Source organism: Pseudomonas sp. NPDC087358, assembly GCF_044900785.1.
Classification (GTDB): Bacteria; Pseudomonadota; Gammaproteobacteria; order Pseudomonadales; family Pseudomonadaceae; genus Aquipseudomonas.
Window position 1 is genome coordinate 350,933 of the sequence record NZ_JBJDOA010000003.1, and the last position, 17,459, is coordinate 368,391.

Genomic DNA, 17,459 nt, shown 5'->3' on the forward strand with positions numbered 1-17,459 from the left:
CCGGTATGCGCTTGATCGACAGCAAGAATGATCACTGACCTTGTGCAGGCTCTTGAAATCCTCGCCCCAGCCCCCACCTTGATGACAACCCGCCGTCCAGTCCCGCAACCGGGGTATCTGGCCGGCTACCCCTATTTGTGTGGACTGATTGGAGTTTGATGACCATGAGTGTGGAAACTCAAAAGGAAACCCTGGGCTTCCAGACCGAGGTGAAGCAGCTGCTGCACCTCATGATCCATTCGCTGTACTCGAACAAGGAGATTTTCCTTCGCGAGCTGATTTCCAACGCCTCCGACGCGGTAGACAAACTGCGCTTCGAAGCGCTGTCCAAGCCTGAGCTGCTCGAGGGCGGCGCCGAGCTCAAGATCCGTGTCAGCTTCGACAAGGACGCCCGTACCGTCACTCTCGAAGACAATGGCATCGGCATGAGCCGTGAAGACGTGATCACCCACCTGGGCACGATCGCCAAATCCGGCACTGCCGACTTCATGAAAAACCTCACCGGCGATCAGAAGAAGGATTCGCACCTGATCGGCCAGTTCGGTGTCGGTTTCTATTCGGCATTCATCGTCGCCGATCAGGTTGAAGTCTTCAGCCGTCGCGCAGGTCTGCCAGCCAGCGAGGGTGTGCACTGGTCCTCCAAGGGCGAAGGCGAGTTTGAAGTTGCCACGCTGGACAAGCCTGATCGCGGCACCCGCATCGTCCTGCATCTGAAGAAGGACGAAGATGAGTTCGCCGATGGCTACCGCCTGCGCAACATCATCAAGAAGTACTCCGATCACATTGCCTTGCCGATCGAGCTGCCTAAAGAGCAGGTCGCGGTCGAGGGCGAGCCGGCGCCGGTGCAGGAATGGGAAACCGTCAACCGCGCCAGCGCCCTGTGGACCCGTCCTCGCACCGAGGTCACGGACGCCGAGTATCAAGAGTTCTACAAGCACATCGCTCATGATTTCGAAAACCCGCTGAGCTGGAGCCATAACAAGGTCGAAGGCAAGCTGGAATACAGCTCGCTGTTGTACGTCCCGGCCCGTGCCCCGTTCGACCTGTATCAGCGTGAAGCCCCGCGTGGCTTGAAGCTGTATGTGCAGCGTGTGTTTGTCATGGATCAGGCCGAGTCGTTCCTGCCGTTGTACTTGCGTTTCGTCAAAGGCGTAGTCGACTCCAACGACCTGTCGCTGAACGTATCGCGTGAAATCCTGCAGAAAGATCCGATCATCGACTCGATGAAGTCTGCGCTGACCAAGCGCGTGTTGGACATGCTGGAGAAACTGGCGAAGAACCAGCCGGAAGAATACAAAGGCTTCTGGAAGAACTTTGGCCAGGTCCTCAAGGAAGGTCCGGCCGAAGACTTCGCCAACAAGGAGAAGATCGCCGGTCTGTTGCGCTTCGCCTCGACCGTTGAAGACGGTGGCGAGCAGAGCGTTTCGCTGACCCAATACCTGGCGCGCGCCAAGGAAGGTCAGGACAAGATCTACTACCTGACCGGCGAAAGCTACGCGCAGGTCAAGAACAGCCCGCACCTGGAAGTCTTCCGCAAGAAAGGCATCGAAGTGCTGCTGCTGACCGACCGCATCGACGAGTGGCTGATGAGCTACCTCAGCGACTTCGACGCCAAGGGCTTCGTTGATGTGGCCCGTGGCGATCTGGATCTGGGCAAACTTGATTCCGAAGAGGACAAGAAAGCCCAGGAAGAAGTCGCCAAGGACAAGGAAGGTTTGATCGAACGGCTGAAAACCGCGCTGGGCGATGCCGTCAGCGAAGTGCGTGTTTCCCACCGTCTGACCGATTCACCAGCGATTCTGGCCATCGGTGAGCAGGATCTGGGTCTGCAGATGCGTCAGATTCTGGAAGCCAGCGGTCAGAAGGTCCCGGACTCCAAGCCGATCTTCGAATTCAACCCTGCCCATCCCTTGATCGACAAGCTGGATAACGAGCAGAGCGAAGAGCGTTTCGGCGATCTGTCGCACATCCTGTTCGACCAGGCGGCGCTGGCAGCCGGCGACAGCTTGAAGGATCCGGCCGCTTACGTGCGCCGTTTGAACAAGTTGTTGGTAGAGCTCTCGGTTTAACATTGGTGTGAAGACAAAACCCGCTGCGGCGGGTTTTGTCATTTGATCCCTCATCATTCTCAACAGCAGGAGTCAGCAATGAGCAACTTTACTGTGCAGTCCGTGGTGTATCAGATCGACGGTCAGAGCTACGAGAGCCGACTGGTGTTCAACGAAGGCGCCAAGGCCGCGCCGGGGCTGGTCATGGCACCCAACTGGATGGGCATCAGTGAAGACGCCGAACAGATTGCCAGGGATGTGGCTGCAAAGGGCTATGTGGTACTGCTGGCTGACTTGTACGGCCAGAACGTGCGGCCCAGCAACGGTGATGAAGCGGCGGCTGCGATGATGCCGTTGAAGAACGATCGTGGCTTGCTGAACAAGCGCATGACCGCGGCCCTGGAGCAACTGACCGGGCAAACCCTGGCGGCGGTGGACAAAGCGAGCCTGGCGGCGTTTGGTTTCTGCTTCGGCGGTTGCTGTGCATTGGAGCTGGCGCGTACCGGCGCAGCGCTGAAAGCGGCGGTATCGTTCCACGGTACGCTGGATACCACCAGCCCCGCCGACGCCAACAACATCAAGGGCAAGGTCTTGGTGCTGCACGGCGCATCCGATCCGTTGGTGCCCAAGGAACAATTGCCGGCGTTCGAAGCTGAAATGAACGCAGCCAACGTCGATTGGCAACTGCTGAGCTACGGTGGCGCATTCCATTCCTTCACCGAACCGCACGCCAATAACCCGGGTGTGCAGATGTACAACCCGATCGTCTCCAGGCGCGCCTTCACCGCCATGCATAACCTGCTGGACGAGGTTTTCGCAGGTTGATCAGCGGCATCCGCCAATGACCGTTGATCTGAATCAATGATTGCCCTGTAGCAGTGCGGCTTGCCGGCGGTAGAGGTGTGACGCCGCCGCCGGCAAGCCGTGCTGCTACAGACCGCGCTGAGCTCAAGACGGATGTCGTCTGCTGGCCGGCAACTCGATCCTTTCCACTTCCCCCGGCACCGTAGGCCAATCCCCGGCCGCCCACCTGGCCCTGGCCCTATCGATCAAGGCCGGATCGCTGGCGACGAAATTCCAGTTCATTCTGCGCGGACCGTCCAGCGGCGCCCCACCGATCAGCACGACATGGGACTCGCTTTCGGCACACAGCGTCGGCTCGGTCCCCGCTTCCAGTATCACCAGACTGCGCGGCGCCAAGGGTTCGCCATCAAGCAGCACCTCGCCTTCGATCACGTACAACGCCCGCTGCTCATGCTCGGCGGGGACCAGCAGCGTGGTGGCGGTTTGCATCTTCACTTCGGCGTACAGGGTCGGGGACAGCACCGGCACCGGTGACTCAAGGCAAAAGCCTTTGCCGGCAATCATGCGGATGCTGATGCCCATGCTGTCACTCAGAGGCAGGGCAGCAGCGGGGTGATGGCTGTAATGACCTTCACCCTGCTCGTGGGCCTTGGGCGATGCCAGCCAGACCTGCAGGCCGTGCAGGCGAGAACCACTGTCGTGCAGCGCCTGCGGGGTGCGTTCGATGTGGGCGATCGCGCTACCGGCGGTCATCCAGCTGACTTCGCCGGGCATGACCAGCTGCTCGCTGCCCAGGCTGTCCTTGTGCTGGATCTGGCCTTCGAACAGATACGTCAGGGTCGAGAGACCGATGTGCGGGTGTTGGCGGATGTCCATGCCGCTACCGGCTGCGTACGCGGTTTCCAGCATGTGATCAAAGAACACGAAAGGCCCGACGCTACGGCATTGGGCTGAGGGCAGGGGACGCAGAATCGGCTGGCCTTCAACGTCTTCAGCGCGGGGTTTGATGGTCAGCATGTCATGGCTCTCGATGGACTTGGCGACAGAATATCGATCATAGACCCCTGCGTCTGGATCGTCTGTGCTGCCTGTTCCGTTCAGATGACGGGTTCGGTGCATCAATCGAGGAACCGTCCTACAGAATCCACATGACTCAGCCGATACCTGTGGCGACAACCAGCTGCATTTTGAAGCAGGATTTTTTTGGGAAGGGACCCGCTATGACCGTCAGAAACATGAATATCGCACCCCGGGCCGGACTCGGTTTCGGCGTGCTGGCCTTGCTGGTGTTCGGTCTGGGGGCCTTTGCTCTGTTGCAGATGTCCAGCATGCGCAAGCAGTCGGACCTGGTGGAGAGCAAGTGGCTGCCCAGCGTCATGGAGCTCGGCACGCTGGGGCAGGACCTCATGCGAATCAGGACCCTGACCTTGCGCCTGATGCTCAACCGTGACCCAGGCGCCTTGCAGGAAAACTACGCCAAGCTCGACGGGCTCAGGGAGGGGCTGCAAACCGCCGAGAAACACTACGGCTCACTGATCGAGGTGCCTGAAGAGCGCTCCTTGTACGAGACCTTCGTCACGGCCAAGCAGGCCTACTTTCAGCGGCAAACCCGGGTCATGGAATTATCCCGACACAATCAGCTCGAGGACGCGCTGCAGGTCATTAACGGGGAGATGAATCAGTACGCCGACCGCATGACTCAGTCGCTCAACGAGCTGACGGCATTGAACAAGCGAGGCGCCAGCGACGCAACCGATCAGGCGCAGAAGGTCTTTGGCAGCGCCTGGAGCTGGGTGGTGGGGATGATGCTGCTCACGGCGGTGATCACTCTACTGCTGGCCTGGGGTTTGACCCGCAGCATCGTCCAGCCGTTGGCACAAGCCCTGGGCATTGCCCAGGTGATAGCCGCCGGTGATCTGACCGCCGATATCGTCATCAAGGGGCGCGACGAGCCTGCCCGTCTGCTGGAGGCGCTCAAGGCCATGCAGCTGAGTCTGCGGCGCACGATTCTGCGGATTTCCGACTCATCCAGTCAGTTGGCCTCGGCGTCGGAGGAACTGAGCATGGTGACTGAAGACTCCACGCGAGGCCTGCATCAACAGAGCCTGGAAATCGATCAGGCCGCTACTGCCGTGAATCAGATGACCGCGGCGGTAGAAGAGGTCGCGCGCAATGCCGTGGCGACTTCGCAGGCGTCGGGCGAATCGGACCGCATTGCGCAACGCGGGCGTCAGCAAGTGCAGGACACAGTCGTATCGATCAATCACTTGGCGCAGGACGTCACTCAAGCTGGCGATCAGGTCGAAACACTGGCGCAGAAGGTCTATGGCATCAGCAAGGTGCTGGATGTGATTCGCTCAGTGGCCGAGCAGACCAACCTGCTGGCGCTCAACGCGGCCATCGAGGCGGCACGGGCGGGTGAGGCTGGCCGCGGTTTCGCCGTGGTCGCCGATGAGGTCAGGGCCCTGGCTCACCGCACTGAGTCATCGACTCAGGAGATCGAGCTGCTGGTGCGGGATATCCGTCAGGGTACCGATCAGGCGGTGGCTGCGATGCAAGGCAGCAACGGCCGTGCGCGCTCGACGCTGGAGCTGGCGCAATCGGCTGGCGTGGCGCTGGACGAGATCGCCGCAGCGATCACCTTGATTACCGAGCGCAATATCGTCATCGCCAGCGCCTCTGAAGAGCAGGCGCAGGTGGCGCGGGAGGTTGATCGCAATATCACCAACATCCGCGATCTGGCGTTGCAGAGCTCGGCCGGCGCCAATCAGACCAGTGCCGCCAGCCAGGACCTGTCGCGCCTGGCAACGGACTTGAATGCCATGGTGGCGGGGTTTTCGGTGTAGTCCTTGAGCCCACGGTCTGTAGGCGTGAGCTTGCTCGTGATTGCCATGGTCCAATGCCGCGTTGACTGGACAGACGCTATTGCGAACAAGCTCACTCCTGCAAAGGCGAGATGTCCAAGCAATAAAAAAGGCGCCTCGAAGGGCGCCTTTTCTTGTGCTGCGACCGCTCGGTTACTTGCCGGTCCAGCGCTTCATCACCAGAGTGGCGTTGGTGCCGCCGAAGCCGAAGCTGTTGCTCATCACGGTATTGATGGTGACGTCTTCGCGTGTCTTGGTCAGGATCGGCATGTCAGCGACGGCCGGGTCCAGCTCGTCGATGTTGGCCGAACCTGCCATGAAGTTGCCTTCCATCATCAGCATGCAGTAGATCGCCTCATGAACGCCTGCGGCGCCCAGTGAGTGACCCGACAGGCTCTTGGTGGAGCTGATGGCCGGCGCGTTTTTACCGAACACTTCACGCACGCCTTCCATTTCCTTGACGTCGCCGACTGGAGTGGAAGTGCCGTGGGTGTTCAGGTAGTCGATCGGCGTATCAACGGTGGAAAGCGCCTGCTGCATGCAGCGGATGGCGCCTTCACCGCTCGGTGCGACCATGTCGTAGCCATCGGACGTCGCGCCGTAGCCCACCAGTTCAGCGTAGATTTTCGCGCCGCGTGCCAGAGCGTGTTCCAGCTCTTCGACCACGACCATGCCGCCGCCACCGGCGATGACGAAACCGTCACGGTCGGCATCATAGGCGCGCGAAGATTTTTCAGGCGTGTCGTTGCGCTTGCTCGACAGCGCGCCCATGGCGTCGAACAGGAACGACTGGCTCCAGTGTTCTTCTTCACCACCACCGGCGAAAACGATGTCCTGCTTGCCCATCTGGATCTGTTCCATGGCGGTACCGATGCAGTGAGCACTGGTGGCGCAGGCAGACGCGATGGAGTAGTTCAGGCCTTTGATCTTGAATGGCGTCGCCAGGCAAGCCGAGACAGTGCTGCTCATGGTGCGGGTCACGCGGTACGGACCGACACGCTTGACGCCTTTCTCGCGCAGGATGTCCAGCGCTTCCATCTGGTTCAGGGTCGATGCACCACCGGAGCCTGCGACCAGGCCGGTGCGCGGGTTGGACACCTGCTCTTCGGTCAGGCCGGAGTCGGCGACGGCATCTTTCATCGCCAGATAGGCGTAGGCCGCAGCATGACCGACAAAGCGATAGATCTTGCGATCGATCAGCTCTTCGAGATTGAGGTCGATGGAGCCGGAAACCTGGCTGCGCAGACCCATTTCGGCATATTCCGGATTGAAACGGATGCCAGGGCGGCTTGCACGCAGGTTGGCGGAAACGGTGTCTTTGTCATTGCCCAAGCAGGAAACAATGCCCAGACCAGTGATAACGACGCGGCGCATGCGAATACCCTTAGAAATTGTCAGTGGAGGTGAACACGCCGACCCGAAGGCCTTCGGCGGTGTAGATTTCGCGACCGTCCACGGTCACCGAACCGTCGGCAATGGCCAGGTTCAGCTTGCCTTTGAGGACGCGCTTGATTTGGATGTTGTAAGTGACCTTTTTGGCGGTAGGCAAGACCTGGCCGAAGAATTTCACTTCGCCCGAACCCAGCGCACGGCCCCGGCCCGGCAGACCTTGCCAGCCCAGGAAAAAGCCGACCAGTTGCCACATGGCATCGAGGCCCAGGCAGCCCGGCATCACCGGATCGCCTTCGAAGTGACAGCCGAAGAACCACAGGTCCGGACTGATATCCAGTTCGGCGACCAATTCACCTTTGCCGTACTTGCCGCCTTCTTCGCTGATGTGGGTGATGCGGTCGATCATCAGCATGTTAGGGGCGGGCAGTTGTGCGTTACCTTGGCCGAACAGCTCGCCGCGGCTGCAGCGCAGCAGATCTTCCCGGGTAAAGGCGTTTTGTTTGGTCATGCGAGCTCCTCGATAATCCTGTGCGGCAGGGTGTGACAAGTACTTACCCAATCTGACCAGCGGGTAATCCCTCTGCTGGCAGCCTACTCATAGACTATTGCGTTGTAATGAAAGTCACAGCACGGGTGAAATGAATGTACACCTGTGCACTGAAATTTTCCGTCCACGCGTCGGCGCGGTTCGATCACGGCATACAAGACTGCCGCAATTTATCATTTATCGCCAGTCGCAGATGGCTTAAAGGTCAGCCAGCGTTGTAAAACCTGCTGTAAATCAGTGCGTTTGAACGGTTTGGCCAGGTAATCATTCATGCCCGCCTGCAGGCACAGGTCGCGGTCACCGTGTCGCGCATTGGCCGTCAGGGCAATTATAGGCAGTGTCTGCAACCCCGGAAGCTGGCGAATCCTGCGGGTCGCTTCATAACCGTCCATCACCGGCAGGCGGCAGTCCATGAGGATCAGAGCGAACGTCTCCTTGCCGGCCATGCTCACCGCCTGGGCACCGTCGCCCGCCACGCTGACCTGCAACCCCAGGCTGCGCAGCATGGCTTCGACCACCGTGCGGTTGACCGGGTTGTCCTCGACCAGCAGCACGCAACCATCACGCTCTTGTGGCGCATCCCCTGTCGCACCCGGTTGCGGCGCGGGGTCTTCCTGCTGGACCAGGCACAGCGGAATCTGCAGCTCGAACACCGACCCCAGGCCCTCGCTGCTCTGCGCATGCAGCGAGCCGCCCATGCGTTGCGCCAGGTTGCGGGCGATGGGCAGCCCCAGCCCGGTGCCGCCATAACGCCGGGAAATGGAGTTGTCCGCTTGCTGGAAAGCATCGAACATCGACTCCAGCAACTGCGGCGAAATGCCGATACCGCTGTCACGCACCGCGCAGGTGAACATAATCTGTTGCGCATCCTGCCGTTGCCATGCCGTTTCCACGCGGACACTGCCGAACTCGGTGAACTTCAAGGCATTGCCGATCAAATTGACCAGAATCTGGCGGATGCGCGTCGGATCGCCCTTGACCCGCAACAGATCGAGCCCCGGCGGCAGATCAAGCTCCAGCGCCAGCCCGCGTTGCTGCGCATTGTGGGCAAAGGCCTGGACCGAGGTGGCAATCAGGTCTGCCAGGTTGAACGCAATGTTCTCAAGCTCCAGGGCATCGCGCTCAAAGCGTGAGAAATCGAGTATGTCGTTGATCACCCTGAGCAGGTGTTCCGTGGACTCGGTGGCCAGCGCAGCATATTCGGCCTGCTCCTCGGTCATCCTGGTAGTTTCCATCAACTGCAGCATGCCCAACACGCCGTTCATGGGGGTGCGCAGCTCATGGCTCATCATCGCCAGGAACTCCGATTTGGCGCTGTTGGCGCGTTCGGCTTCCTCCTGGGTCCTGATCAGTTCGTCCATGGCCTTTTTCTGCTCGCGGCTGGCCTTTTCCAGACCCTGGGCCAGGTTATTGATGTGCCTGGCCAGATCGCCCAGTTCCGCGTCGTCGGCCACCGGCAACGGCACGCTATAGTCGCCGTGCTGAATGGCCTTGACCGCGTCGCTCATGGCGCTGATCGGCTGGGACAGGCTCAGCGATAATCGCCGGGCCAGGATGTAGGTGAACAGCAAGGCGAACAGGGCGAGGATGCCGGCCTTGAGCAGGATTTCCTGCTCGCGCAGATTGAAGGCCTCACTGGACATGCCCACCAGCACGCGTCCCAGATAACCTTCAAAGGGCACGTTGGCATTATCGTCCGCGTCATCGAACCGGGCGCCCCGGGGTTTGACCTGTTGCAGGCGGATAGGCGCCTGGAAAATCTCCATCTGGCGCTGATGGGCGTTTTCTGCGGCTTGCTCGACATGCACCAGCACTTTGCCAGTGCTGTCCTGAACCTCCAGAAAACGCACATGCGGAGTGTTCATGGTGGCCCGCATCAGGCCTTGCAACACCTCGTTGTTGCCGACGATCACGCCATATTCCGACGCTGGAGCCAGCTGGTTGGCGATCAACTGGCCAGTATGGTTGAGCTCCTGACGCAGATCCTGAATGCGCACCACGGTAAAAAAACTGATCAACAACAGGGTCAGCAGCAGCGCCGGGCCCAGGCTGAGGATCTGCGTCCGGGTGCTGATATTCCAGCCACGTTGTGGCGTCATGGGCCAATTACCGTTGTCATGGGTCGCTCATTCGCCATCGTGTCCGGATACCGAGGAAAACGGATTTTTCATCGCTCTGCTGTTGTCGGCAAGCGTCTGACGATAGCTCATCGGCGACGCTGCGGAATTTTCAACCTGGGCGCGCATCTTAACCGAGCTGTAGGTAATTTCCTCGTGAAGAGTAGGGCTTGAGCTAGATGCATCTACCGTTGTGTTTTGCCGCTGGTGGCAAGCACGGCGCTCCGTATAATGCTGCCATCGCCAGATTCGATGGCTCAAGATGGATTGTGTTATGACCCAACAGCAACCGATCGCAGTCCTGGGTGGCGGCAGCTTCGGGACGGCCGTGGCCAACCTGTTGGCCGAGAACGGCCACCGGGTCCGGCAATGGATGCGTGATCCCGAGCAGGCCCAGGCCATTCGCGTCAATCGCGAGAGCCCGCGCTACCTCAAGGGCATCAAGGTGCTCGAAGGGGTGGAGCCGGTGACTGATCTGCAGAGCACCCTGAGCGACTGCCAGCTGGTGTTCGTGGCGCTTCCGTCCAGTGCCCTGCGCAGCGTGCTGACGCCGCATGTCGAACTGCTGACCGGCAAACTGCTGGTGAGTCTGACCAAGGGCATTGAAGCGCAGACCTTCAAGCTGATGAGCGAAATTCTCCAGGATATTGCCCCCAACGCGCGCATCGGCGTGCTGTCAGGTCCTAACCTGGCCCGGGAAATCGCCGAACACGCGTTGACCGCCACCGTCGTCGCCAGTGAAGACGAGGACCTCTGCCAGCAGGTCCAGACCGCCCTGCACGGGCGCACCTTCCGGGTGTATGCCAGCGCCGACCGGTTTGGCGTGGAGTTGGGCGGGGCGCTGAAAAACGTCTATGCGATCATTTCCGGCATGGCCGTCGCGCTGGGCATGGGCGAGAACACCAAAAGCATGCTGATCACGCGCGCGTTGGCCGAGATGACGCGGTTTGCGGTCAGTCAGGGCGCCAACCCGATGACCTTCCTCGGCCTTGCCGGGGTCGGTGATCTGATCGTGACCTGCTCCTCGCCCAAAAGCCGCAACTATCAGGTCGGTTTTGCCCTGGGCCAGGGGCTTAGCCTGGATGAAGCAGTGACCCGCCTGGGCGAGGTCGCCGAAGGGGTCAACACGCTCAAGGTGCTTAAGGTCAAGGCGCAGGAATTGGGCGTATATATGCCGCTGGTCGCAGGGTTGCATGCGATTCTCTTCGAGGGGCGCACGCTGGAGCAGGTCATCGAGCTGTTGATGCGTGCAGAACCCAAGACCGACGTCGACTTCATTTCAACCAGTGGTTTCAACTGATCTCATTGCACCCTTGTTTTCGCCTCCAGTGGAGAAGCTCTTGAACGAGTCCAAACTCAAGCAACATGAATCGATCCTGCTGCGCATCCTGTGGATGGTGGTGTTCGTGGTGGTCTGGCAGGTCGCCGAACTGGTGCTGGCCATCGTGGTGCTGGTACAGCTGGCTTACCGCCTGTTCTATGGTGCGCCGAGCCTGAGCCTGATGTCATTTGGCGACAGCCTCAGCCAGTTCCTGGCCCAGATCGGCCGGTTCGGCACCTTCCACACCGACCAGAAGCCCTGGCCGTTCGCCGACTGGCCTGCGCCGCGCGCACCCGAGGGTGAGGCACCGCACACCGTTCCTGCTGCCGAGCACCCTGTGCGCGACGAGGAACCGAAGCTATGAAAGTGTGGATCCTGCGCCATGGCGAGGCGCAGTCTCGGGCTCGCACGGATGCCGAGCGGGAATTGACCGCGAACGGTCGCCAGGAAGTGCTTGCCAGCGCCGCGATGCTGTTGGGCCGCCCCTTGCGCTGGATCATTGCAAGCCCGTACGTGCGCGCTCAGCAGACCGCCGAGCTGGTGCGTCAGGCGCTGGGCTTCGCCGATTCGGTGGTGACGGTGCCCTGGTTGACCCCGGACAGCGACCCGCGCAAGGCGCTGGCTAACCTAGATCTCTACGCCTCGGACAACGTCCTGCTGGTCAGTCATCAGCCCCTGGTCGGATCGTTGATCGGCTTGGCGGTGCATGGCAACCTGCAGCAGGCCGAACCGATGCACACTGCCAGCCTCGCCGAGCTTGAGGCCGATTTTCCGCTGGCCGGCGCGATGGAGCTGATGGGCGTGCGACACCCGGGGTGACGCGATCTCACCGAATGAATCGCTGTCGCCAGCATTTGTAGCCGCCCGGCCGGGCAGCATTCCGTTGCCGGCGGTGGCGCACTGAAATCGCTACCGCCGGCAAGCCGTGCTGCTACATGAGCCAGCGTTCAACCTGAACAGCACAATTTTCCATGCAGGAATGCCTCCTCAATAACAAGGAAAGTCCATGACTCTATGGCGTGAAACCCCCAACCTCGATGCCCTCAATGCCATGCAGAAGAACACCATTGGCGAGGTGCTGGACATTCGTTTCGAAGCGGCGGACGACCGATCGCTGACCGCCAGCATGGTGGTCGACCACCGCACGCATCAGCCCTACGGACTGCTACACGGCGGCGCCTCGGTGGTGCTCGCGGAAACCGTGGGCTCCACGGCCAGTTACCTGATCATCGACACCAGCAAGTACTTCTGCGTGGGGCTGGAGATCAACGCCAACCACCTGCGTGGCTTGCGCAGCGGTCGGGTCACGGCGGTCGCGCACCCGGTGCATATCGGCCGTACTACCCACGTCTGGGACATCCGCCTGACCAGCGACGAAGGCAAGGCCAGCTGCATCTCGCGGCTGACCATCGCGGTGGTGCCCCACGGCGAGCAGCCACCAGGGCGTTGAGTGGCGACAGGCGAGAAGCGAGCGATGACCGGAGTGTCATCCCCGATGGCAGTTCCGGTCATTGCCGCTTGGGTCAGCCGATGCGCACAATTGCTGCCTGTTCAGGATTTGCGGATGTGCCGGCATGACTCAATCTGTGTTTTTCGCTCACGCCAATGGCTTTCCTTCTGCCACCTACGGCAAATTGTTTGCAGCCCTTGGGTCTGACTTTCAGGTCACCCACCTGGAACAACACGCCCATGATCCGCGTTTTCCGGTGACCGACAACTGGCCGAATCTGGTCGACGAGCTGATTCATCATTTGCGTGAGCAGCCTGAGCCGGTCTGGGGTGTCGGGCATTCGCTGGGCGGCGTGCTGCATTACCACGCGGCCTTGCGTCACCCCGAGTTGTACCGGGGCGTGGTCATGCTTGATTCGCCAGTGCTGACGCGTTTCGACCAATGGATGATCCGCGCCGCCAAGCGCTTCGGTTTCATCGACCGTATCACCCCGGCCGGGCGCACGTTGGGGCGTCGCGAGGTATTCAGCGATCTGGCCGCTGCGCGGCATTATTTCTCAGGCAAGCATCTGTTCCGGCGCTTCGACCCGGAATGCTTCGAAGCCTATCTGCTGCATGGTTTGCAGGCCGACGGCGAGCAGCTCAGACTGCGTTTCGATCCCGCCACCGAGATCAGTATCTACCGCAGCGTGCCGCACACCAGTCCCGGTATGGCGCGGCATCTGCGGGTGCCGCTGGCGATGGTGCGCGGGCGACACAGCGACGTGGTGCGGCGACATCACGCGATATCGGTAAAAAGCATGCGCGAAGGCGAGTATCTTTCAGTCCCGGGCGGGCACATGTTTCCGCTGGAACATCCAGAGGATACGGCGCGCATGCTCAAGAACCTGTTTTCCCGCTGGGCCGCTCGCAGCGGCAGCGCCGAAGATACACCAGGCCGTCAGCGTGTCAGCGCATGAGTTGTTCGGTCGAGGAAGTGCGTCTGAGCCTGCCGCATATCGAGCTGGCGGCCCATCTGTTCGGGCCGCAGGACGGCTTGCCGGTGATCGCCCTGCACGGGTGGCTGGATAACGCCAACAGCTTCGCCCGACTGGCCCCCAGGCTTGGTGGCTTGCGCATTCTGGCACTGGACATGGCCGGGCATGGTCACTCCGATCATCGCCCTGCGGGCGCCGGTTATGGCCTGCCGGACTATGCCCATGATGTGTTGCAAGTGGCCGAACAAATGGGATGGGACAGATTTTCCCTGCTCGGGCATTCATTGGGGGCGATTGTTTCGGTGATCATCGCCGGTGCCGTGCCTGAACGTATTAACCGCCTGGCCTTGATCGACGGTCTGATTCCTCCCCTTGGCGAAGCTGATGCCGCCGCCGAGCGGATGGGCGCGGCGCTGCAAGCGCAAATGACGCAGTCAAGTAAACGCAAACCGGTTTACCCGGACATGGACCGTGCCGTCCAGGCGCGCATGAAAGGGGTGGTGGCGGTCAGTCGCGATGCCGCCGAACTGCTGGCGCAGCGCGGTCTGATGCCGGTCCCCGGTGGTTATACCTGGCGCAGCGACAGCCGTCTTACCCTGGCGTCGCCGATGCGTCTGACGCGCGCGCAGGCGTTGTCTTTCGTTAACGCCATCCGCTGTCCTGCGCAATTGATCGTGGCGGAACAGGGCATGCTGGCGCAGAACAAGGAGTTGCTGGCGACGCTGCCGTTCGAGGTCACGGTACTGCCCGGCGGTCATCATCTGCATCTGAACGACGAGGCCGGCGCGAGCTCTGTTGCAGACTGTTTCAATCGCTTCTTCGCCGTTCCTTGACTTGCGCTGCGCAACTGTCGAGGCTGGGCGGGTTGAAACAGGAGACTGCATGATGGACCACCGCTCAAGCCACACGAACAGCCCTTCGCTTATGCCGCACACTGCTGCGGCATTTGTTTGCCCACCGATTTTCACCCGATGAGCGCACCTATGCGGTTCCCACGTGCCCTCGCGCTGTTGCTATGCCTGACCGGATACGCTGGCATCAGCCAGGCGGATGACATCGCCGGCAGTCAGGATCTGGCCAGACTGCCGCGCCCGGCTGACGCGGAAATCGTCGATTACCGGCCAGCCGCCGAAGTCGAACGCATCTACCCGATGGGCTCGATCCGCAAGATCAGTGGCCAGTTGCGTTTCGATGGCCAGGTCTCGGCCCGGGGTAACGCCACCTCGGTGACCTATCAGTTGCAGCCCGAACGCTCCGCCGATGAAGCGTTCACTGCCGCACGCCAGGCGCTGCAAAAGCAGGGCGCTCAGTTGTTGTTCTGGTGCCAGGCGCGCGATTGTGGCGAAAGCAGCCTGTGGGCCAACGAGGTATTCGGCAACTCCAGGTTGTACGGCGCTGACAACGGGCAAGCCTATCTGTTGTTGCGCCTTGCCGCGCCAGACAACGACACCCTGGTCGCCATGTACAGCATCACCCGTGGTAATCGCCGTGCTTACCTGCATGTCGAACAGCTGCAGGCCGGTGCACCGTTGGGTGAATTGCTGCCGACATCGGCCACGCTGCTGCGCGAGCTCAAGAGTACCGGCGAGCTTGAACTGCAAATGCTCGACGGCGCGCCCGCCGAACCTTGGATCACCCTGCTGTCGCGCGGGTTGAATCTCGACAGCACCCTTCGCGTCAGCCTGTCCGGCGCCCAGGCCCAGGCCTGGCGAGAGGCGCTGGTCAACAAGGGAGTTCGTGCGGCGCGACTGGAGTCCGGCAGCAAGCAAACCCAGGGGCTGGACATCGAACTGATCCGTTGAGGCGCGTTCTGTTAGTGGAGCGTCAACCGGGCCGGACGGGCGCCGACGCACAACGTCGTGCCCAAGGCATTCGAACTCTTTTCTGCGGACTGACCCATGCTCAATAACGATCGCCTGTTGGTGCAGATTCTGCTGCTGGCGCTGCTCGGTGCCTGTCTCTGGGTAATGGCGCCGTTCTGGTCGGCGCTGTTCTGGGGCGCGGTGCTGGCGTTTGCCAGCTGGCCGTTGATGCGTCTGCTCACGCGTGCCCTCAACGGCCGCGAGTCATTGGCTGCAGCGATCCTGACGCTGGGCTGGATGCTGCTGGTCGCCGCGCCGCTGGTATGGCTGGGTTTCAACCTGGCCGACCACGTGCGTGACGCCACGGCCTTCGTCAAGGATGTGCAGGTCGACGGCCTGCCGGACCCGCCCACCTGGCTTGTGAGCATTCCGTTGATCGGCGAACGGCTGGTGGGTTACTGGACCACCATCGACCAGCAGGGCGCGGCGCTGCTGGCCAGTCTCAAGCCGTATCTGGGGCAGGTCGGCAACTGGCTGCTGGCGCGCAGTGCGCAGATAGGCGGCGGCATCCTCGAACTGACCCTGAGTATCGTTTTCGTATTCTTCTTCTATCGTGATGGCCCGCGGCTGGCGGCATTCGTGCTCAGCCTGCTGGAGCGCCTGATTGGCGACCGCGCCCAGTATTACGTCGATCTGGTGGCCGGCACCGTGCAGCGGGTCGTCAACGGCGTGATCGGCACGGCGGCGGCGCAGGCCGTATTGGCATTGATCGGTTTCCTGATCGCCGGGGTGCCGGGTGCGCTGGTGCTGGGGATTGGTACTTTCCTGTTGAGCCTGGTGCCCATGGGGCCGCCACTGATCTGGATTCCGGCCACGGCGTGGCTGGCGTGGAAGGGCGAATACGGGATGGCGATTTTCCTCGGCCTGTGGGGGACGTTCATCGTCAGTGGCGTCGATAACGTACTCAAGCCTTACCTGATCAGCCGTGGCGGCAACCTGCCGTTGGTCATCGTTCTGCTGGGGGTGTTCGGTGGTCTGCTGGCGTTCGGCTTCATCGGGCTTTTCATCGGTCCGACCCTGCTGGCGGTGGCCTACAGCCTGCTGCTGGATTGGGTCGCCGACAGCCGCAATCGCAAGTTGCCCGGATAGCGATTGCGCAAGGGTCAAAACCGCCGCTGAGCCAGGCTTCAGCGGCGTTTTTGTTTTAGGCCGAAGTGCTCAGATACTTGCCTGTGGTCGAACTGCTGTTGAGGTTATAGCGATCGCTCAGTGCCGCGACCATGCGGTTCAGGGCCTGGCTGGCCTGAGCCGTAGTGTTCTGCTGCTGACTGCTGCTGTCAGGCTTGAGCGCGGCACTGAGCTCGTCGGTGCTGACGCCGCCGCTGCTGTCGGCATCCAGCGCGCTGAACAGCGAGTTGATCGCGTCGGTGCTGCTGGTCGAGCTGGTGCTGCTGGTGCTGCTGGTGCTCGAACTGCTGCCCTGCAGGGCGCTGGTCAGTTCGCTGGCGGTGATGCTGCCATCGCCGTCGCTGTCCAGGCTGCTGAACAGGTCAGTTGCGTCCTGTGCCGGAGGCGGTGGCGGCGGCTGTTGGGTCTGCAGGCTGGCGGTCAGTTCTTCCAGGCTGACGGTGCCATCCTGATTGGTGTCCAGCGCGTCGAAGACCTGACTGCTGTCGGCGCTGCTGTCCGAGGTGCTCAACGCCGCAGTCATCTCATCGCTGCTGACGCTGCCGTCGCCATCGGTGTCCAGCGCACTGAGCAGATCCTGGGCGTCATCGGCCGCCGAGCCGGCGTCCATCTGCATCGGTGGCGGCGGGGGCGGCGTCAGTGCCGCCAGTTCATCGGCACTCAGGCTGTCATCGTCGTCACTGTCCAGATCAGTGAATGCCTTGCTCAGGCTCACCGTGATGCCATCTTTTGAATCGGACGACAGCGCTGAACTCAGCTCATCCTTGTCAATGCTGCCGTCGCCGTTGCTGTCGAGTTTCTTCAGCAACTCGTCGGCGAATTTCTTGCTGTTGCTGGTGGCGCTGGTGGCGCTGGTGGCGCTGGTTGAAGTGCTGTAACTGGAATAACTGCTGCTGCCGCTGATGCCTGTAACCATCGGACTGACTCCCCATCAGATGAATAAAACCGGG

The 17,459-nt window shown here is 61.3% G+C and carries 16 protein-coding genes and 1 pseudogene; 12 read left to right on the forward strand and 5 right to left on the reverse strand.

The window, feature by feature from the left end:
* Positions 1-164: 164 nt before the first annotated feature.
* Positions 165-2,069, forward strand: a complete 1,905-nt coding sequence (htpG, locus tag ACI2KS_RS08370) for a molecular chaperone HtpG (RefSeq protein WP_404618987.1) — start codon at positions 165-167, stop codon at positions 2,067-2,069.
* Between the two features lie 78 nt (positions 2,070-2,147).
* A complete protein-coding gene (locus ACI2KS_RS08375; protein WP_404618988.1) occupies positions 2,148-2,873 on the forward strand; it encodes a dienelactone hydrolase family protein in 726 nt (241 codons plus the stop codon).
* 123 nt (positions 2,874-2,996) lie between these two features.
* Here the strand turns inward: ACI2KS_RS08375 and ACI2KS_RS08380 are convergent, their stop codons facing one another.
* Positions 2,997-3,869: a pirin family protein gene (locus tag ACI2KS_RS08380; protein ID WP_404618989.1), complete on the reverse strand. Its 873-nt coding sequence runs from the start codon at positions 3,867-3,869 to the stop codon at positions 2,997-2,999.
* Positions 3,870-4,087: 218 nt separating this feature from the next.
* Between ACI2KS_RS08380 and ACI2KS_RS08385 the strand changes: the two are divergent.
* Positions 4,088-4,840 (forward strand): annotated as a pseudogene (locus ACI2KS_RS08385) (MCP four helix bundle domain-containing protein); the annotation flags it as partial.
* A gap of 75 nt (positions 4,841-4,915) precedes the next feature.
* Positions 4,916-5,698, forward strand: a complete 783-nt coding sequence (locus tag ACI2KS_RS08390; protein WP_404619492.1) for a methyl-accepting chemotaxis protein — start codon at positions 4,916-4,918, stop codon at positions 5,696-5,698.
* 171 nt (positions 5,699-5,869) lie between these two features.
* On the opposite strand, the gene fabB is transcribed toward ACI2KS_RS08390, so the two are convergent.
* From fabB to ACI2KS_RS08405, 3 genes are all read right to left on the reverse strand, one after another.
* Positions 5,870-7,090, reverse strand: coding sequence for a beta-ketoacyl-ACP synthase I (fabB, locus tag ACI2KS_RS08395; RefSeq protein ID WP_404618990.1), 1,221 nt, complete (start codon positions 7,088-7,090; stop codon positions 5,870-5,872).
* Positions 7,091-7,100: 10 nt separating this feature from the next.
* Positions 7,101-7,616, reverse strand: a complete 516-nt coding sequence (fabA, locus tag ACI2KS_RS08400; protein WP_404618992.1) for a 3-hydroxyacyl-[acyl-carrier-protein] dehydratase FabA — start codon at positions 7,614-7,616, stop codon at positions 7,101-7,103.
* Positions 7,617-7,828: 212 nt separating this feature from the next.
* Complete coding sequence (locus ACI2KS_RS08405) at positions 7,829-9,754, reverse strand: response regulator (RefSeq protein WP_404618993.1); 1,926 nt, start codon at positions 9,752-9,754, stop codon at positions 7,829-7,831.
* A gap of 292 nt (positions 9,755-10,046) precedes the next feature.
* Here ACI2KS_RS08405 and ACI2KS_RS08410 point away from each other — a divergent pair, with 292 nt between their 5' ends.
* The 8 genes from ACI2KS_RS08410 (at position 10,047) to ACI2KS_RS08445 (ending at position 16,470) form a co-directional block, all read left to right on the forward strand.
* Positions 10,047-11,072: an NAD(P)H-dependent glycerol-3-phosphate dehydrogenase gene (locus ACI2KS_RS08410; protein WP_404618995.1), complete on the forward strand. Its 1,026-nt coding sequence runs from the start codon at positions 10,047-10,049 to the stop codon at positions 11,070-11,072.
* A gap of 40 nt (positions 11,073-11,112) precedes the next feature.
* Positions 11,113-11,457 carry a DUF4389 domain-containing protein gene (locus ACI2KS_RS08415; protein ID WP_404618997.1) on the forward strand — a complete coding sequence of 115 codons (345 nt, stop codon included), beginning with the start codon at positions 11,113-11,115 and terminating at the stop codon, positions 11,455-11,457.
* Positions 11,454-11,912, forward strand: coding sequence for a phosphohistidine phosphatase SixA (gene sixA, locus ACI2KS_RS08420; protein ID WP_404618999.1), 459 nt, complete (start codon positions 11,454-11,456; stop codon positions 11,910-11,912). Before ACI2KS_RS08415 ends, sixA begins: the two co-directional genes overlap by 4 nt.
* 187 nt (positions 11,913-12,099) lie before the next feature.
* On the forward strand, positions 12,100-12,543 hold the full coding sequence (locus tag ACI2KS_RS08425; protein WP_404619001.1) for a hotdog fold thioesterase: 444 nt from the start codon (positions 12,100-12,102) through the stop codon (positions 12,541-12,543).
* 124 nt (positions 12,544-12,667) lie between these two features.
* Positions 12,668-13,501: an alpha/beta fold hydrolase gene (locus tag ACI2KS_RS08430; protein WP_404619003.1), complete on the forward strand. Its 834-nt coding sequence runs from the start codon at positions 12,668-12,670 to the stop codon at positions 13,499-13,501.
* Complete coding sequence (locus ACI2KS_RS08435) at positions 13,498-14,352, forward strand: alpha/beta fold hydrolase (RefSeq protein ID WP_404619005.1); 855 nt, start codon at positions 13,498-13,500, stop codon at positions 14,350-14,352. The genes ACI2KS_RS08430 and ACI2KS_RS08435 overlap by 4 nt, the downstream gene beginning before the upstream one ends.
* 150 nt (positions 14,353-14,502) lie before the next feature.
* Positions 14,503-15,321 (forward strand): DUF4892 domain-containing protein, encoded by an 819-nt coding sequence (locus tag ACI2KS_RS08440; protein ID WP_404619007.1) that lies wholly within the window; start codon positions 14,503-14,505, stop codon positions 15,319-15,321.
* A gap of 96 nt (positions 15,322-15,417) precedes the next feature.
* Positions 15,418-16,470 carry an AI-2E family transporter gene (locus tag ACI2KS_RS08445; protein WP_404619009.1) on the forward strand — a complete coding sequence of 351 codons (1,053 nt, stop codon included), beginning with the start codon at positions 15,418-15,420 and terminating at the stop codon, positions 16,468-16,470.
* 55 nt (positions 16,471-16,525) lie between these two features.
* On the opposite strand, the gene xopAW is transcribed toward ACI2KS_RS08445, so the two are convergent.
* A complete protein-coding gene (xopAW, locus tag ACI2KS_RS08450; RefSeq protein WP_404619011.1) occupies positions 16,526-17,425 on the reverse strand; it encodes a XopAW family type III secretion system calcium-binding effector in 900 nt (299 codons plus the stop codon).
* Between the last annotated feature and the right edge of the window lie 34 nt (positions 17,426-17,459).

Bases quoted from the DNA above. Each gene is read 5' to 3' on its own strand.
- htpG (WP_404618987.1), top strand. From the start codon at position 165: ATGAGTGTGGAAACTCAAAAGGAAACCCTGGGCTTCCAGACCGAGGTG.
- ACI2KS_RS08375 (WP_404618988.1), top strand. From the start codon at position 2,148: ATGAGCAACTTTACTGTGCAGTCCGTGGTGTATCAGATCGACGGTCAG.
- ACI2KS_RS08380 (WP_404618989.1), bottom strand. From the start codon at position 3,869: ATGCTGACCATCAAACCCCGCGCTGAAGACGTTGAAGGCCAGCCGATT.
- ACI2KS_RS08390 (WP_404619492.1), top strand. From the start codon at position 4,916: ATGGTGACTGAAGACTCCACGCGAGGCCTGCATCAACAGAGCCTGGAA.
- fabB (WP_404618990.1), bottom strand. From the start codon at position 7,090: ATGCGCCGCGTCGTTATCACTGGTCTGGGCATTGTTTCCTGCTTGGGC.
- fabA (WP_404618992.1), bottom strand. From the start codon at position 7,616: ATGACCAAACAAAACGCCTTTACCCGGGAAGATCTGCTGCGCTGCAGC.
- ACI2KS_RS08405 (WP_404618993.1), bottom strand. From the start codon at position 9,754: ATGACGCCACAACGTGGCTGGAATATCAGCACCCGGACGCAGATCCTC.
- ACI2KS_RS08410 (WP_404618995.1), top strand. From the start codon at position 10,047: ATGACCCAACAGCAACCGATCGCAGTCCTGGGTGGCGGCAGCTTCGGG.
- sixA (WP_404618999.1), top strand. From the start codon at position 11,454: ATGAAAGTGTGGATCCTGCGCCATGGCGAGGCGCAGTCTCGGGCTCGC.
- ACI2KS_RS08425 (WP_404619001.1), top strand. From the start codon at position 12,100: ATGACTCTATGGCGTGAAACCCCCAACCTCGATGCCCTCAATGCCATG.
- ACI2KS_RS08430 (WP_404619003.1), top strand. From the start codon at position 12,668: ATGACTCAATCTGTGTTTTTCGCTCACGCCAATGGCTTTCCTTCTGCC.
- ACI2KS_RS08435 (WP_404619005.1), top strand. From the start codon at position 13,498: ATGAGTTGTTCGGTCGAGGAAGTGCGTCTGAGCCTGCCGCATATCGAG.
- ACI2KS_RS08440 (WP_404619007.1), top strand. From the start codon at position 14,503: ATGCGGTTCCCACGTGCCCTCGCGCTGTTGCTATGCCTGACCGGATAC.
- ACI2KS_RS08445 (WP_404619009.1), top strand. From the start codon at position 15,418: ATGCTCAATAACGATCGCCTGTTGGTGCAGATTCTGCTGCTGGCGCTG.
- xopAW (WP_404619011.1), bottom strand. From the start codon at position 17,425: ATGGTTACAGGCATCAGCGGCAGCAGCAGTTATTCCAGTTACAGCACT.